Origin of the sequence: Amycolatopsis sp. NBC_00348 (genome assembly GCF_036114655.1) — a bacterium.
GTDB lineage: Bacteria > Actinomycetota > Actinomycetes > Mycobacteriales > Pseudonocardiaceae > Amycolatopsis.
The window spans coordinates 8,207,424-8,222,498 of record NZ_CP107994.1 but is presented as its reverse complement, the minus strand read 5'-3'; the positions used below and the strand labels follow the sequence as shown (position 1 = coordinate 8,222,498).

The 15,075-nt window shown below is 69.5% G+C and carries 14 protein-coding genes; 5 read left to right on the top strand and 9 right to left on the bottom strand.

Annotated features, from left to right (window positions below):
* Positions 1–177: 177 nt before the first annotated feature.
* Positions 178–567, top strand: coding sequence for a hypothetical protein (locus OHS58_RS36480; protein WP_328645460.1), 390 nt, complete (start codon positions 178–180; stop codon positions 565–567).
* Here OHS58_RS36480 and OHS58_RS36475 read toward each other — a convergent pair.
* Complete coding sequence (locus tag OHS58_RS36475; protein WP_328645459.1) at positions 541–1,092, bottom strand: TetR/AcrR family transcriptional regulator; 552 nt, start codon at positions 1,090–1,092, stop codon at positions 541–543. The two genes, OHS58_RS36480 and OHS58_RS36475, sit on opposite strands and share 27 nt — an antisense overlap.
* A gap of 85 nt (positions 1,093–1,177) precedes the next feature.
* On the opposite strand from OHS58_RS36475, the gene OHS58_RS36470 reads away from it, so the two are divergent.
* Positions 1,178–2,092: a quinone oxidoreductase family protein gene (locus OHS58_RS36470; protein WP_328645458.1), complete on the top strand. Its 915-nt coding sequence runs from the start codon at positions 1,178–1,180 to the stop codon at positions 2,090–2,092.
* Here the strand turns inward: OHS58_RS36470 and OHS58_RS36465 are convergent.
* Together OHS58_RS36465 and OHS58_RS36460 are read right to left on the bottom strand one after the other, a co-directional pair.
* Positions 2,089–4,035: an ABC transporter ATP-binding protein gene (locus OHS58_RS36465; RefSeq protein WP_328645457.1), complete on the bottom strand. Its 1,947-nt coding sequence runs from the start codon at positions 4,033–4,035 to the stop codon at positions 2,089–2,091. The genes OHS58_RS36470 and OHS58_RS36465 overlap by 4 nt on opposite strands.
* A gap of 20 nt (positions 4,036–4,055) precedes the next feature.
* Positions 4,056–4,637 (bottom strand): TetR/AcrR family transcriptional regulator, encoded by a 582-nt coding sequence (locus OHS58_RS36460; RefSeq protein ID WP_247059462.1) that lies wholly within the window; start codon positions 4,635–4,637, stop codon positions 4,056–4,058.
* 95 nt (positions 4,638–4,732) lie between these two features.
* On the opposite strand from OHS58_RS36460, the gene OHS58_RS36455 reads away from it, so the two are divergent.
* Positions 4,733–5,026, top strand: a complete 294-nt coding sequence (locus OHS58_RS36455; RefSeq protein WP_326945310.1) for a DUF6191 domain-containing protein — start codon at positions 4,733–4,735, stop codon at positions 5,024–5,026.
* A gap of 49 nt (positions 5,027–5,075) precedes the next feature.
* On the opposite strand, the gene OHS58_RS36450 is transcribed toward OHS58_RS36455, so the two are convergent.
* The 3 genes from OHS58_RS36450 to pdhA are packed head-to-tail and all read right to left on the bottom strand — an operon-like array spanning position 5,076 to position 8,639.
* Positions 5,076–6,425, bottom strand: coding sequence for a dihydrolipoamide acetyltransferase family protein (locus OHS58_RS36450; RefSeq protein WP_328645456.1), 1,350 nt, complete (start codon positions 6,423–6,425; stop codon positions 5,076–5,078).
* A gap of 16 nt (positions 6,426–6,441) precedes the next feature.
* A complete protein-coding gene (locus tag OHS58_RS36445; protein WP_326945307.1) occupies positions 6,442–7,434 on the bottom strand; it encodes an alpha-ketoacid dehydrogenase subunit beta in 993 nt (330 codons plus the stop codon).
* On the bottom strand, positions 7,434–8,639 hold the full coding sequence (gene pdhA / locus OHS58_RS36440) for a pyruvate dehydrogenase (acetyl-transferring) E1 component subunit alpha (RefSeq protein WP_326945306.1): 1,206 nt from the start codon (positions 8,637–8,639) through the stop codon (positions 7,434–7,436). The genes OHS58_RS36445 and pdhA overlap by 1 nt, the downstream gene beginning before the upstream one ends.
* A 373-nt stretch (positions 8,640–9,012) precedes the next feature.
* On the opposite strand from pdhA, the gene OHS58_RS36435 reads away from it, so the two are divergent.
* Positions 9,013–10,434, top strand: a complete 1,422-nt coding sequence (locus OHS58_RS36435; RefSeq protein ID WP_328645455.1) for a M20/M25/M40 family metallo-hydrolase — start codon at positions 9,013–9,015, stop codon at positions 10,432–10,434.
* 84 nt (positions 10,435–10,518) lie between these two features.
* On the opposite strand, the gene OHS58_RS36430 is transcribed toward OHS58_RS36435, so the two are convergent.
* Genes OHS58_RS36430 through OHS58_RS36420 form a run of 3 tightly spaced genes read right to left on the bottom strand, consistent with a single transcriptional unit; the run spans position 10,519 to position 13,980 of the window.
* A complete protein-coding gene (locus OHS58_RS36430) occupies positions 10,519–11,361 on the bottom strand; it encodes a transglutaminase family protein (protein ID WP_247059456.1) in 843 nt (280 codons plus the stop codon).
* Positions 11,358–12,305 (bottom strand): alpha-E domain-containing protein, encoded by a 948-nt coding sequence (locus OHS58_RS36425; RefSeq protein ID WP_247059455.1) that lies wholly within the window; start codon positions 12,303–12,305, stop codon positions 11,358–11,360. The genes OHS58_RS36430 and OHS58_RS36425 overlap by 4 nt, the downstream gene beginning before the upstream one ends.
* A 10-nt stretch (positions 12,306–12,315) precedes the next feature.
* A complete protein-coding gene (locus tag OHS58_RS36420; protein ID WP_326945303.1) occupies positions 12,316–13,980 on the bottom strand; it encodes a circularly permuted type 2 ATP-grasp protein in 1,665 nt (554 codons plus the stop codon).
* A gap of 148 nt (positions 13,981–14,128) precedes the next feature.
* Here OHS58_RS36420 and OHS58_RS36415 point away from each other — a divergent pair, with 148 nt between their 5' ends.
* A complete protein-coding gene (locus OHS58_RS36415; RefSeq protein WP_328645454.1) occupies positions 14,129–15,064 on the top strand; it encodes an ABC transporter substrate-binding protein in 936 nt (311 codons plus the stop codon).
* Positions 15,065–15,075 lie beyond the last annotated feature (11 nt).

The following is a 15,075-nucleotide window of genomic DNA, read 5'->3' as shown; positions in this document are numbered from 1 at the left end:
GACAACGAACGAGCTGTCCGATTTGCTCCCGGGCCCGCGGGCCACCGGCTAGTCTCACCGATCGTGTCCGACTGGCTCGCTGGCTCCTGATCGCGCTCGCCGTGCTTGCCGCGGTCGCGATCAGCGCGGGACGGCGACGGTCTCGGCTCAAGTTTCCGCAGGTCAGGGTGCATTGCGATGTCCGTTCTCGCGTGGCTGTTCATCGGGATCGTCGTCGCGGGCGTGACCGCCTGCGGGTTGCTGTGGTTCCTCGGCTGGCCGCACCTGCCGAACGACGCTGTCTTCGACGTCACCCAGGTGCTCGACCTGCTGAAGATCGCCCTCTCCGTGGTTGCCGGGTTCGGCGGGGGTCGTGCTGCTGGCCGTCAACTACCGCAAGCAGCGGGCGACCGAGAACGAGCACGCTCTCGCCGTCGAGAAGGCCGAGCGCGAGACTACGCAGACGTCCTCTGCGGTTCGAGAACGCCCGCCCGCCTGGTTGAACCTCCGCAACGTCGAGTTGCGCAGCGGCACCAAATCCCCGAGCGGTGCGTCCGGCGGTCAGCGCAGCAGCGTCTCGATCATTGATCGCAACCCCAGCGCCAAGCGGTGGGATTCCCCGGTGCGCAGCAGGTGGAGCATCAGGTCGCTGTGCAGCGAGCCCAGTAGCAGGTGCGCGATCAGGTCCGCGTCCAGCGACGGGGCCGCCGCGGTGAGCAAGCTTGCCACGTGTGCGTGCCACGACAGGTAGATCGGGCTGTTCAGGCGGTCCGTCGAGGCCTGCTCGAACGCCGCCATCACCGTGACGTTCTTCGTCGCCAAGTCGACCACCGCGTCGAAGAACGCCGCCAGCCTCGACGCCGGTGGGGCGCCCGGGCCGAGCGGGGGCGGGCCGTCGGAAAGGGCCGTGGACAGTGCTCGGACTCGCTCCTCCACCACCGCGCGCATCAGGCCTTCGCGGTTGCCGAAGCGGTGGAACACCGTGCCCTTGCCGACGCCGGCCGCCTGTGCGACGCGGTCCATCGAGACGTGCTCCAAGCCTTGGGTGGCCAGCAGTTCCTCGGTCGCGCGCAGGATCGCGCGGCGGTTGCGGGCCGCGTCGGCGCGTTCCATACATGCTCCTCGACAAGTTGACTGGCGGTCCATATAGTAGGCGACCGTAAGTTGACCGATGGTCCAGTTACTGGGGAGAAGCAACATGCGAGCAGTGGTGCAGCACGGCACGGGTGGTCCTGAAGTGCTGAAGGTCGAGGAACGACCTGAGCCCGCGCGCCGTGAAGGCGAGGTGCTGATCCGCGTCGAGGCGATCTCGGTGCCGTTCTACGAAACCCAGCTGCGGGCCGGGATGCTGTCCGGTGGGGAGTCCGCGATCTTCGGGCACGAGGCCGCGGGCGTTGTCGTCGAGGCTGACGATCCGGAATTGATCGGCAAACGCGTTGTCAGCATGTCCTACGTCGGTGGTGCCTACGCCGAAGTCGTCGCCTCCGGCAGGTACACCCTGGTTCCCGAGCACGTCTCCGCGGAAAGCGCGGTCGCCGCCGCTGTGCCCGCGTCGGTGGCGCTCGTCCTGTTTCGCACGGCGGACGTCGGCGACGGCGAGACCGTGCTGGTCGAAGCCGCGTCCGGGTCGATCGGCGGTTACCTGACGCGGCTGGCGAAGGACGCGGGCGCGCGGGTCGTCGCGACCGCGGGTGCGGGGAAGAGCGTGAAGGGCGCCGACGTCGTGCTCGACCACGACGATCCGGACTGGCGAACCCAGGTCCCCGACGGGATCGACGTCGTCTTCGAGTCGATCGGCGGGCCGCGGGCGGCCGAAGTACTGCCGAAGATCGTGCCGCGTGGGCGTGTTCTCGCGTACGGCCTGCTCAGCGGCGAGTTTCCGGTGATCACGGTCGCCGACCTCATCCCGCGTGGGCTCACGCTGATCGGTTTCGGTGGGCCGGACGCCTACGGCAAGGACGCCGGCGCCGCCACCGGCGAGGCGCTGGGCCTCGTCGGCGACGGCACGCTGACACCCGTGATCGACCGGACGTACGCGCTCGACGACGTCGTCGAGGCGCACGCCCGGGTCGAGAGCCGCGAAGGCGTCGGCAAGGTCCTTCTCGTGCCCTAGCTCGGAATCTCGTCCAGGTACGCCTGCGCCTGGAGCGTGAACAGGTCCGCGTAGCCCGCCTTCGCCGCCATCAGCTGCTCGTGCGTGCCGTACTCGGCGACCTTTCCGTGCTCCAGCAACAGGATCCGCTCCGCCTGGCGCACGGTCGAGAACCGGTGCGAGATGTACAGCGTCGTGCGGCCCTCGGACAGTTCGCGCAGGCGCGCGAACAGGTCGTGCTCCGCCTGCGCGTCCAGGGCCGACGTCGGCTCGTCGAGGATCAGGATCGGCGCCTCGCGCTGGAACGCCCGCGCCAGTGCGATCTTCTGCCACTCGCCACCGGACAAGCTGACGCCCTGGTCGAACCAGCGGCCGAGCGGGGTTTCGTAGCCGTTCGGCAGCCGCTCGATGCGCTCGTCGGCCCCGGCTCGGCGGGCCGAGTCCTCGATGTGGGGCCGGTCCTCGAGCCGGGTCTGGTCGCCGAGGCCGATGTTCTCCGCCGCCGTGCCCTGGTAGGTCACGTAGTCCTGGAACATCGCGCTGATCCGCGTCCGCAGCTCGTCCGGGTCGTACTCGCGGATGTCGACGCCGTCGAGGCGGATCCGGCCGCCGGTCGGGTCGTAGAGCCGGCAGAGCAGCTTGAACAGCGTCGACTTGCCCGCGCCGTTGCGGCCCACGACAGCGACTGTTTCGCCCGGGCGGATCTCGAAGCTGACGCCGTCGAGCGCCGGCTCCTCCGCGCCCGGGTAAGCGAAGGTCACCGAGTCGAACTCGATGTGACCCTCCACTGTGGACGGCATGGGCCGCGGCTCCTCGGGCGCCGTGATCTCCGGTTTCGTGCCCAGGAAGCGGTAGAGCGTGTCGAGGTAGAGGTTGTTCTCGTACATCCCGGAAAACGCCGTGAACAGCCCGGACACCGACGTCTGCACGGACGTCGCCGCGGCCGTGTACAGCGCCAGGTCACCGAGCGTGAGCCGGCCGCCGACGGCCTCCAGCGCGATGTACAACGCGATCGCCGAGCCCACGAACGTGCTCAGCAGGCCCCAGGACGTCGAGCTGATGTTGCGGTTGATCGTCAGCTTCCGCTGCCGCTCGTAGGAGACGACGCCGAGCCGGCGGAACCGGTCGACGAAGTACGGGCCGAGCCCGAACAGCTTCGTCTCCTTGGCGTAGGTGTCCGTCGTGACCAGCGAGGACAGGTAGTCCATCCGGCGCTTGATCGGCGACATCAGGAAGGTGAGCCAGAACGCGCGCGAGCCGTACTTCGACTGCGAGATGAACGCCGGGATCGGCGCGAGCAGCGCGACCAGCGCCAGCAGCGGGCTGACGGCCACGAGCAGCGCGATCATGCTGCCGAACGTGATCAGCGTCCGCACGAGCCCCAGCGCGGAGTTCATCATCGACAGCGGGCGCGTCGGCGCTTCCTGCGCGGCCTGGCGCAGCATGTCGTAGGACGCCGAGCCCTCGAAGTACGCCAGGTGCAGCTCGCTGGCGTGCGCCATCACCTGGTGGCGGATGGTCAGGGTCATCCGCTCCTGCAGCAAGGTCTGCGCGATCGACGTCACCGCGCTGCTGACCGCGGTCGCGACGAGCACGCCGAACTGGAACAACGCGACGTTGACGATGTCCATCGTGGTGCCGCGGTGCTGGATCGCCGCTACGACCGAGTCGAGCAGCAGCTTCGCGATGTACGCGGTGGCCGTCGGCAGCAGGCCTGACAGCAGCGTGATCAGCGCCAGCAGGATGGTCAGGATCGGGCTCGCCTGCCAGGTCAGCTTCACGACCTTCGGCAGGCCGCGGACCGTGCCCGAGACCGACGTCTTCGCGCGTTTCAGCCGGGAACGCCAGTCCTTCGGCTGGTCGTCCTGTTTCGGCTCCGGGATGTCGACCGGGCCGGTCAGCCCGCTGTCCGGGACCGTCGAGATGGCTCGCCGCCGGCCGCGCCGGGCGATCGCGAACTCCATCCCACCCCCACCACCCGGGATCATTCAGCCTCCAACGCGCCGTGCAGGAACAGATCGACCACCTGGCGCGTGGTGGGCGCGTCGTCGTCCGGGGCCATTCGGCGGCCGCCGAACAGCATGGTGAGGAACAGCGCGGCGAGGTGCTCGGGCGACAGCCGCAGCCGGTCCTTCTCGGGCTCGAACAGCTCGGTCATCGCGCCGCGCATGGCGGCCATCGACTCCCGGCGGCCGCCCTTCCAGCTGCCACGCAGGCGCTGCTCGGGGTCGCGGTGCTTGATCCGGCCGGACGCGTGGAGGGCGCCCATCAGCGCGCCCATCCGCTCGAGGTGAGCGCCGAGCGCTTCGGCGGCTTCGACGAGCCGGTCTTCGAGCGGCTGGTCGACGGGGATTTCGGCGATGGCGTCGAGGACGTGGTCGGGACGCAGGGCCTCGGCTGTGCAGGCGTCGAACAGCTCGTCCTTGTCCTTGAACGCGCGGAAGATGGTGCCCTCGCCGATGCCGGCGGCGCGGGCGATCTGGCTCGTGGTGACGGTGGCCCCGTGCTCCATCAGCAGGGGCAGCACCGCGTGCACGATCATGCTGCGCCGGGCTTCGGCGCTCATGCCCGGCGCTCTACGCCGGGTTTCGGGTGCTGGTGTCATGGCACCAGTGTGCGGAGTGAGTGCTCACTCCGTCAAGCGAGTATAAGTTGGCTCTCATGGGTGTGGTCTGGGCGATGGCGTTCCCGATGCTGCTCGTGCTGCTGTTCCTGCTGGCTGTGCTCGAGGTCTGGGGCCGCCGGTTCCTCCCGTGGCACCGCCGCGGCGACGGCCAGCGGGTGGCGAGCGTGGCCGCGACCGAGGAGGTCGAAGCGCTGCTCGGCGGCACGAAGCACCACGACCTCGAGCAACGCCAGGTCCAGCTGATGCTGGTCGACGACGAGGCCGACGGCGCCCCGCCGCGCACCCGCGTCGACCTCGACGCCGGGAAGTTCGTCGTCCGAGAGCCGTGAAGGCCTCCTTACCGGCCGTAAGAGCCGGTAAGGAGGCCTTCACGGACGATCAGTAGGTCATCGCCATGGCCGGGTCGGCCAGCAGCGCGCCGACGTCGGCCAGGAACTCCGAGCCCTGCTGGCCGTCGACCACGCGGTGGTCGAAGCTCAGCGACAGCTGCAGCACCTTGCGGACCTTGATCTCGCCGTCCACCACCCACGGCTGGTCCTTGATCGCGCCGAGGCACAGGATCGCGGACTCACCCGGGTTGATGATCGGCGTGCCGGTGTCGACGCCGAACACGCCCACGTTGGTGATCGTGATCGTGCCGTTCGCCATGTCCGCCGGGGACGTCTTGCCCTGGCGGGCGACCTCCGTCAAGGCGGTCAGCGCGCCCGCGAGCTCCTTCAGCGACAGCGAATCGGCGTCGCGGACCTTCGGCACGATCAGGCCGCGGGGCGTCGCCGCCGCGATCCCGAGGTGCACGTAGTCCTTGTAGACGATCTCCTGCGCCGCCTCGTCCCACACCGCGTTGATGTCCGGCGTGCGCTTCGCCGCCAGGCACACGGCTTTCGCCGCGAACGTCAGCGGCGTGACCTTCACGCCGGCGAACTCCCGCGACTTCTTCAGCTTCTCGCGGAACTCCATCATCGGCGTGACGTCGATGGTCAGGAACTCCGTGACGTGCGGAGCGGTGTACGCGCTCTGCACCATCGCGGCCGCGGTCATCTTGCGGACGCCCTTGATCGGGACGCGCCGCTCGCGGGTGGCCGGGTCGTAACCCGAGTCCACAGTGGACGCGGCCGCGGCGGGCGGGGCCGAGCCGTTGGCCGCCTTGTGGACGTCGTCCCGCGTGATGACGCCGCCGTCGGCGGTGCCGGTCAGCGCGTGCAGGTCGACGCCCAGCTCCTTGGCCAGCTTCCGCACCGGCGGCTTCGCCAGCGGCACGTAACCGCCGCGCGGTGCGGGAGCAGCGGGCGCGACAGGAGCAGGGGCGACAGGAGCAGGTGCGGCGACGGCGGCCGCGGGAGCAGGCGCCGCGCCCTTCCGGGCCCGTCGCTGCGTGACAACGGCCTTGGAGCCGTAGCCGACCAGCGGCTTCATCTCCTCTTCCTCGGCCGGAGCCGAAGCGACGGCCGGAGAAGCGGCCGGAGCCGGAGCCGCCGCGCCGCCCGGGTCGACGTCGATGGTGAGGATCGGTGTGCCGACCTCCACCGTCTGGCCCGGCTCGACGTGCAGCTCCGTGACCACACCGGCCCACGGGATCGGCAGCTCGACGGCGGCCTTCGCGGTCTCGATCTCGACCACGATCTGGTTGACCGTCACCGTGTCGCCCGGCTTGACGTGCCACGAAAGGATGTCGGCTTCGGTCAGCCCCTCGGCCGTGTCGGCCAGGGGGAACTGCTTGAACGTTGGCATGACGCGGAAATCCCCCTTACCAGGCGAGCGAGCGGTCGATGGTGTGCAGCACCCGGTCCAGGTCGGGGAGGTAGTGCTCCTCGAGCTTGGCCGGCGGGTACGGCGTGTCGAACCCGGTCACCCGGAGGACGGGCGCCTCCAGCGAGTAGAAGCACTCCTGCTGGACGCGCGCGGCGATCTCCGACGTCAGCGACGACTCGGACGGCGCCTCCGACAGCGCGATCAGCCGGCCGGTCTTGCGCACCGACTCGAACACCGGGCCGAGGTCCAGCGGCGAGAGCGTGCGCAGGTCGATGACCTCGAGGGACTTGCCCTCGTCCGCGGCCGCGGCGGCCGCGTCGAGGGCGACCTTCACCGTCGGGCCGTACGCGACGACCGTCGCCGTCGTGCCCTCGCGCACGACCTGCGAGGAGAACACCGGCGACGGCGTGCCGGCGACGTCGATCTCCGCGCGCAGCGCGCCCGAGTGGTAGAGCCGCTTGGGCTCGAAGAACAGGATCGGGTCGTCCGACTTGATCGCTTCCTGGATGCCCCAGTAGGCGTCGACGGCGTTCGAGATCGAGACGACCTTCAGGCCCGGGATGTGCGCGAACAGCGACTCCGGCGACTCGGAGTGGTGCTCGACCGCGCCGATCCCGCCGCCGAACGGCACCCGGATCACGACGGGCATCTTGATCTTGCCCTGCGTCCGGTAGTGCAGCTTCGCCAGCTGGGACGAGATCTGGTCGAACCCGGGGAAGATGAAGCCCTCGAACTGGATCTCGCACACCGGCCGGAACCCGCGCACGGCCAGGCCGACCGCGGTGCCGATGATGCCCGACTCGGACAGCGGCGTGTCCAGCACGCGCTGCTCGCCGAAGTCCTTCTGCAGGCCGTCGGTGATCCGGAAGACGCCGCCGAGCTTGCCGACGTCCTCGCCCATGATCAGGACCTTGGGGTTCTCTTCCATCGCCCGGCGCAGGCCGAGGTTGAGCGCCTTGCCGATGGTGAGTTTCTGGAGGTCGGTCATCAGTGCTCACCCGCCGCGGCGAAGCCGTCGAGGTAAGACAGGAACTCTTCGCGCTGCGCGTCCAGCACTGGGTTGCCCTCGGCGTAGACGTTGCTGAAGATCCGCTCCGGCGGCGGCTCCGGCATGTTGAACGTGTACTCGCGCAGGTCCGCGGCGAAGGCGTCGGCCTCGGCCTGGACCTGGTCGAAGAAGTCGTGGTCGGCGCCGCCCTTGCGGGCCAGGAACGCCCGGACGCGCTCGATCGGGTCCTTGAGCTTCCACTCTTCGAGCTCGTCGGAGAGCCGGTAGCGCGACGGGTCGTCGGTCGTCGTGTGCGCGTCCATCCGGTAGGTGAACGCCTCGATCAGGACCGGGCCGTTGCCGTGGCGGCACTCGTCGAGCGCCCAGCGGGACACCGCGAGGCAGGCCAGGACGTCGTTGCCGTCGACGCGGATGCCGGGGAAGCCGTAACCGCGGGCGCGCTGGTAGAGCGGCAGGCGCGACTGGCGCTCGGTCGGCTCGGAGATCGCCCACTGGTTGTTCTGGCAGAAGAACACGAGCGGCGCGTCGTAGACCGCGGCCCAGACGAAGCCCTCGTGGACGTCGCCCTGCGAGGTCGCGCCGTCACCGAAGTAGCAGATCGTGGCTTCGCCGTCGTCGTCACCGACCTTGCCCTCGAACCGCTGGCCCATCGCGTAGCCGGCGGCGTTGAGCACCTGGTTGCCGATGACGATGCAGTACGGGTGGAAGCCGTGGGCCTTGTAGTCCCAGCCGCTGTGGTCGGTGCAGCGGAAGATGCCGAGCAGGTCCTTCATGTCGACCCCGCGCGCGTACGCGACGCCGTGCTCGCGGTAGCTGGGGAACGCCATGTCGTTCTGCTTCAGCGCGCGGCCCGACCCGATCTGCGCGGCCTCCTGGCCGAGCAGCGGGACCCAGATGCCGAGCTGGCCCTGGCGCTGCATCGCGTTGGCCTCGCGGTCCGCGCGGCGGACGAGCACCATGTCGCGGTACAGGTTGCGCAGGGCTTCGTCGTCGATGTCGTCGACGTACTTGTCGAACTGCGGCGACGGGACCCGCTCGCCTTCGGGGGTGAGCAGCTGAGTCAGCTCAGCGCCACCTTCGCTGGTCGCTCGCAATCCGGCGATCACCTGCTCGGGGGAAGGCTGGGCCGCGACGGCGGCCGGTCCATCTCCAGGCTCCGGGTGCGTCCACTGTTCGGACGGCATGGGCGTTGCTCCTCGGTGTCGGTGCCTCTGGCGGCCGCTTGTGGCGACCACAGCGACTGCACCGGCGGGGACCAGCGTTTCGGGTCTCCGAAGCGCTCGGTCACCGTCGGCGTTGACGGTTCACGCCGACATCCTGGCACGAAGGTCCACGTCTTGGTCAGACGCGGTTGCTGATTTGTTGCTGAGAAACGGGCTCTGAACAGGCAAAACGCTAGGAAGCCCGAGCATTGGACCTACGAGAGTATGGCGCCGGTCCGCGCGTTCACCAGGCTCGCACGCGTGGGTGCGTACCTGTGCGTGTGCGTCTTTGTGCCCTGCGGAGTCGACCTTGTGATGTGCCGCACGCCGGAACCCGCGTGGCACGATGGACGCCGTGGAGCACAAATCCGTTCGTGAATCCGTCGTGTCCGGCTGGACCGACGACGTCATCCCGAGCCTGTCCGGGCTGGTGGCCATCCCCGCCTTGTCCCCGGCGTTCGACGCCGACTGGGCGAAGACCGGGCACCTGGCCGCCGCCGTCGAGCACGTCCGCGCGTGGATCGCCGCGCGCGACCTGCCGGGCGCGACGATCGACGTCGTCGAGCTGCCGGACCGGACCCCCTTGCTGCTCGTCGACGTCCCGGCGACCCCGGGCGCGGCGGCCGAGGGCACCGTCCTGATGTACGGCCACCTGGACAAGCAGCCCCCGGTGGGCGGCTGGTCCGAGGGCCTCGACCCGTGGACGCCGGTGATCCGCGACGGCCGGCTGTACGGCCGCGGTTCCGTCGACGACGGCTACTCCGGCTACGCGGCGACGACGTCGATCGAAGCCGTGCACGCCGCCGGCGGCGAGCACGCCCGCATCGTCGTGCTGCTGGAGACCGGCGAGGAGTCCGGCAGCCCCGACCTGCCCGCCTACGTCGAGCACCTGGCCGACCGGATCGGCGAGGTCTCGCTGGTCGTCTGCCTCGACGCCGGCGGCAGCGACTACGAGCGGTTGTGGCTGGTCACGAGCCTGCGCGGGATGCTGCACCTGGACGTCAACGTCCAGCTGCTGGGCTCGGCGCAGCACTCCGGCGTCGCCTCGGGCGTCGTGGCGAGCTCGTTCCGCATCCTGCGAAGCCTCATCGAGCGCCTCGAGGACAGCGCCACCGGTGAACTGCTGCTCGACGAGCTGAAGGTCGACGTCCCGGCGGACCGGCTGGCCGAGCTGGAGGCCGTCTCGAAGGACTTCCCGGAGGCGCTGTCGAAGGCGTTCCCGCTGGTCGAAGGTGGTCGCGTGATCACCGAGGACGCGCTGGAGCTGATGCTCAACAACGCGTGGCGCCCGACGCTGTCGATCATCGGCGCCGACGGCTTCCCGAAGCCGGCCGACGCGGGCAACGTCCTGCGCGAGAGCACGACGTTGACGCTGAGCTTCCGCCTCCCGCCGACGGTCGACGCCGCGAAGGCGCTCGAAGCCGTGAAGCGCACCCTGACCACGGACGTCCCGTACGGCGCGAAGGTGACCTTCGGCGACAATACGCAGTCGGAAGACGGCTGGAACGCGCCGTCGGAGGCGCCGTGGCTGACGGCGGCACTGCAGACGGTCAGCGACGGCGTCTTCGGCCAGCCGCACCGCGCGACGGGCATGGGCGGCTCGATCCCGTTCATGGGGCTGCTGTCGCGCAAGTACCCGGAGGCGCAGTTCCTGGTCACGGGGGCGTGCGGGTCGGACTCGAACATCCACGTACCGGACGAGTGGCTGCACATCGAGTACGCACAGCAGGTCACGGAGGCCGTCGCGCACATCCTGGACGCCCACGCCCGCGGCTGACCCAAGTCGAGCTTTCGCTACGAAAGTGTTCCGGAGGAGGCCTCTCCACAACACTTTCGTAGCGAAAGTGCGGTATACGGAGAGTTACGCCAGCCGGGTCAGGTGGACCGACACGTCCAAAGTGGACTGCCCACCCCCGGTGAAGATGCCCTTCAGCGGCGCCACGTCCGCGTAGTCCCGTCCCATCGCCACCCACACGTGCCGCGGTCCCACCGGGATCGCGTTCGTCGGGTCGTACGCCCACCAGCCGCCGGTCCAGACGTCGACCCAGGCGTGTGACTCGCCCTCCACCACTTCGCCGAGCTTCGCTTCCCGCCTCGTGTGCAGGTAGCCCGACACGTACCGCGCCGGGATGCCGATCGCACGCAGCATCACCAGCGTCACGTGCGCGAAGTCCTGACAGACGCCTTCGCGCGCGTTCCACGCGTCCGTCGCCGTGGAGTGCACGCCGGTCGTGCCCGGCTGGTACTTCAGCTGCTTGTGCACCCATTCGCACACCGCCAGCACCGCCTCCGCCGGGTCGAGGCCGGTGCGCAGCGCGCGTGCCTCGCGGGCCAGCGCGAGGTCACGCGGGGTGTAGTCGGTCGGCGTCAGGTACTCCGTGCGGTGGTCGACGACCGTGTCGCTGCGGAGGTCCTTCCAGGACGCCACGCGGATCGGCTCGGCCTCGTCGGCCGTCTCGACCACCGACGTCGCCAGCACGGTGAACTCCGTGTGCGGCGCGTGGAGGTCGAACGACGTCACGACCGTGCCCCAGTAGTCGGTGTACCGGTACGCGCGGGTCGCGGGCGTCGTCTCGATGCGCGTCGCCACCGTCGTCTGACGGCGGTCCGAGCGCGGGGTCAGCCGCGCCTCGTTGTAGGACTGCGTGGCCGGCGTCGCGTACCGGTACCCCGTCCGGTGGGCCACCCGAAGCTGCCAGGTCACAGCGAAACCTCCGCACCGCTCCACGCCACCCACGGCGACGTGCTGAAGTACTGCATGGACACGGCCTCGCCGATCTCCTTGATCGACGTCTGCAGCGTCCCGAGCCGCCGCGGCAGGTCGGTCAGCAGGTCCGACGGGCGCAGGAACTCCAGTTCGCTGCGGGCCCGGCCGAGTTCGCGCAGCGCCTCGGTCTTCTCGTTGTTGCGTGACGCGCCACCGGTGTCGAGCCGCTGCAGGCACTCCTCCGCCTGCCGCAGCGCGTGGAACACCGATCGCGGGAACAGCGTGTCCCGCAACAGGAACTGGACGACGCGGCCCGCGTCGAGCGCGCCGCGGTAGGTGCGCAGGTAGGTGTCCTGAGCGCCGGCCGAGCGGAGCACCGTGATCCAGCCGGGCGACGACGCGCGGTCCGAAACCCGGGACAGCAGCAGCCGCACGACCATGTCGGCGCGTTCGATCGACCGGCCGAGCACCATGAACAGCCAGCCGTCGTCGCGGCTCATCGTCGAGTCGGCGAGGCCGGCGAACATCGCCGCGCGCTCCTCGACGAACGACAGGAACGCGTGCGGCCCGGCGCGCCGGGCGTAGCGCTGGCGGTCCGGCACCGCGTTCCACGTCGCGTTCAGGCATTCCCACAGCTCGGTCGAGACGACCTCACGGGCGCCGCGGGTGTTCTCGCGCGCCGAGTTGATCGACCCGACGATCGACGCCGGGTTGTCCTTCGCGTACGCCACCAGCTCGGTCAGCTTCCACACGTCGAGGGACTCGGTGCCCTCCGACTCGATGCCCAGGACGGCGAGCAGCTGACGGCTCGCGTGGTCCGAGTCGACACTCGCGTCCTCCAGCAGCTGGTGGACCGAGACGTTGAGGATTCGCGAGGTGTCGTCGGCGCGTTCGACGTACCGGCCGATCCAGTACAGCGACTCCGCGTTGCGTGCCAGCATTTCGAACCCCCTAGCTCTGCTGTTGCTGCTGTTGTTGCTGCTGCTGTGACAGAGACAGCTCGGGACCCTGCTCCGCGACCATTCCGTCCACAGTGGACACCGCGCCCAGTGCCGGTTGTTCCAGCTCGCGCTCGGCGGTGGACGTCCGGGAGGCCAGCACCCACGTGTCCTTCGAGCCGCCGCCCTGCGACGAGTTGACGACCAGGCTGCCTTCCGGCAGCGCCACCCGGGTCAGCCCGCCGGGCAGCACGAAGATGTCCTTGCCGTCGTTGACCGCGAACGGGCGCAGGTCGACGTGCCGCGGCGCCAGCCGGTCCTCCACCTTCGACGGTACGGTCGAGAGCTGCACCACCGGCTGCGCGATCCAGCCGCGCCGGTTCGCCCGCACCTTCCGCCGCAACGCCGTCAGCTCCGCCGGCGTCGCCTCCGGCCCGAAGACGATGCCGTACCCGCCGGAGCCTTCGACCGGCTTGACGACCAGCTCGTCGAGGTGCGACATCACGTAGTCGAACTCGTCCGGCAGCCAGCAGCGGTAGGTGTCCACGTTGGGCAGCAGCGGCTTCTCGCCGAGGTAGTACCGCACCATCTCCGGCACGTAGGTGTAGACGAGCTTGTCGTCCCCGACGCCGTTGCCGATGGCGTTCGCGACGACGACGTTGCCCGCGCGCGCCGCGTTGAGCACGCCGGCGATGCCGAGCACCGAGTCCGGCCGGTAGTGCACCGGGTCGAGGAACTCGTCATCGATCCGCCGGTAGATGACGTCGACCGGGCGTTCGCCCTCGGTCGTGCGCAGGTAGACGACGTTGTCACGGCAGAACATGTCGCGGCCTTCGACCAGTTCGACGCCCATCAGCCGGGCCAGCAGCGAGTGCTCGAAGTACGCCGAGTTGTGGACGCCGGGGGTGAGCACCACGACCATCGGGTCGGCGACGTTCGCCGCGGCCGCCGCGCGCAGGGCCCGCAGCAGGTGCGACGCGTAGTCGCCGACCGGGCGCACCCGGTGCTGGGCGAACAGGTCCGGGAAGACCCGCGCCATCGTCCGCCGGTTCTCCATCACGTAAGAGACCCCGGACGGGTTCCGGAGGTTGTCCTCCAAAACTCGGAAGGTGCCCTCCTCGTCGCGCACCAGGTCCACACCGGACACGTGGATGCGCACGCCGTTGGGCGGGTTGATGCCATACGCCTCGCGCTGGAAGTGCTCACACGACGTGATCAGCCGACGCGGGAAGACGCCGTCACGCAGGATCTGCCGGTCGCCGTAGATGTCGGCGAGGAACGCCTCGAGCGCGCGGACCCGCTGCGCCACCCCGCGTTCGAGCTTCGACCACTCGGCCGCCTGGATCACCCGCGGCACCAGGTCCAGCGGGAACGGCCGCTCCTGACCGGACAGCGAGAACGTGATGCCCTGGTCGACCATCGCCCGGTCCAGCGCGAGCGACCGCGAGTTGAGGTCGTGCGCGTCGAGCGCCGCGATCGACTCGTACAGCGCCCGGTACGGGCCGCGGACCGTGCCGTCGTCGGCGAACATCTCGTCGTAGGCGTCCGCGTGCGGACGTTCCGGGGAGAGGTAGCCGTCGAACCGGGCACCCGGCCGGGTGATCCGGCGGGTCGTCGCCTTCCGCGCGCGTCGACCGGAGGGGGGCAGCCGGGGCGGGATCGCGTTCATGAACGACATCCTCACCTACGTGCCCACCAACGCGCGACACTCCCACGCTGGTTGAAGCGTTGCGAAACTTCGCTGTAACTCGACAGTGCTGTGCTTTGGTATGGATGAGTGGCAATATGCGTGCTCTCACGAACTGAGAACTACGAGGAGTGACGACGTGGCCCGAGGACCCCAGCTCAAGGCGCTCGCCCTGTTGCCGGCATTCGCCCTGGTCGGACTGACCATGGCCTGCGGCGCGGGTGGTAGCGGTGCCGGCGACGTCGGCTCGAGCAGTGCCGCTCCGGCGGGTACTGGATCGGGTGACGCAGGCACGGTCGCGAAGGACGACGCGCTCGCCGCGCTGGTGCCCGCCGACGTCAAGACCGACGGCAAGATCCTCGTCGGGCAGGACCAGAGCTACCCGCCGAACGAGTTCCAGGACAACGGCAAGGCCACCGGCTTCGACGTCGACCTCGGCACCGCCATCGGCCAGGTGCTCGGCGTGCAGATGGAGTTCCAGAACGCTTCGTTCGACGGCATCATCCCCGGCATCGGCTCGAAGAAGTACGAGCTGGCGATGTCGTCGTTCAGCATCACGAGCGAGCGGCTGCAGACGGTCGACATGATTTCGTACTACAAGGCCGGCACCTCGCTGGGCGTGCTGAAGGGCAACCCGGACGGCATCAAGGTCGACGACCTCTGCGGCAAGAAGGTCGCCGTGCAGAAGGGCACCACGCAGGTCGAGGACCTCGACAAGAAGAACGCCGCCTGCACCGGTGGCGGGAAGCCGGCCATCGAGGTCACCCAGCTGCAGGCCCAGACCGACGTCAACCTGGCCCTCACCGCCAAGCGCGTGCAGGCCGAGCTGGCCGACTCGCCGGTCATCGACTACGCGGTGAAGCAGACGAACGGCGCGCTCGAGGTCGTCGGCGAGCCCTACGACACCGCGCCGTACGGCATCGTGCTGCCGAAGAACAGCGGTGACTACGGAAAGGCCGTCCAGGGCGCGATCCAGAAGCTCATCGACAGCGGGGCTTACAAGAAGATCCTCGACAAGTGGGGCCTGTCCTCGGCCGGTGCGGTCACCAAGTCGGAGATCAACCCGGCCAGCTGAGTTAGGACGTA

Bases quoted from the DNA above. Each gene is read 5' to 3' on its own strand.
- OHS58_RS36450 (WP_328645456.1), bottom strand. From the start codon at position 6,425: ATGCCAACGTTCAAGCAGTTCCCCCTGGCCGACACGGCCGAGGGGCTG.
- OHS58_RS36475 (WP_328645459.1), bottom strand. From the start codon at position 1,092: ATGGAACGCGCCGACGCGGCCCGCAACCGCCGCGCGATCCTGCGCGCG.
- OHS58_RS36420 (WP_326945303.1), bottom strand. From the start codon at position 13,980: ATGTCGTTCATGAACGCGATCCCGCCCCGGCTGCCCCCCTCCGGTCGA.
- OHS58_RS36465 (WP_328645457.1), bottom strand. From the start codon at position 4,035: ATGGAGTTCGCGATCGCCCGGCGCGGCCGGCGGCGAGCCATCTCGACG.
- OHS58_RS36425 (WP_247059455.1), bottom strand. From the start codon at position 12,305: ATGCTGGCACGCAACGCGGAGTCGCTGTACTGGATCGGCCGGTACGTC.
- pdhA (WP_326945306.1), bottom strand. From the start codon at position 8,639: ATGCCGTCCGAACAGTGGACGCACCCGGAGCCTGGAGATGGACCGGCC.
- OHS58_RS36455 (WP_326945310.1), top strand. From the start codon at position 4,733: ATGGGTGTGGTCTGGGCGATGGCGTTCCCGATGCTGCTCGTGCTGCTG.
- OHS58_RS36445 (WP_326945307.1), bottom strand. From the start codon at position 7,434: ATGACCGACCTCCAGAAACTCACCATCGGCAAGGCGCTCAACCTCGGC.
- OHS58_RS36480 (WP_328645460.1), top strand. From the start codon at position 178: ATGTCCGTTCTCGCGTGGCTGTTCATCGGGATCGTCGTCGCGGGCGTG.
- OHS58_RS36470 (WP_328645458.1), top strand. From the start codon at position 1,178: ATGCGAGCAGTGGTGCAGCACGGCACGGGTGGTCCTGAAGTGCTGAAG.
- OHS58_RS36460 (WP_247059462.1), bottom strand. From the start codon at position 4,637: ATGAGCGCCGAAGCCCGGCGCAGCATGATCGTGCACGCGGTGCTGCCC.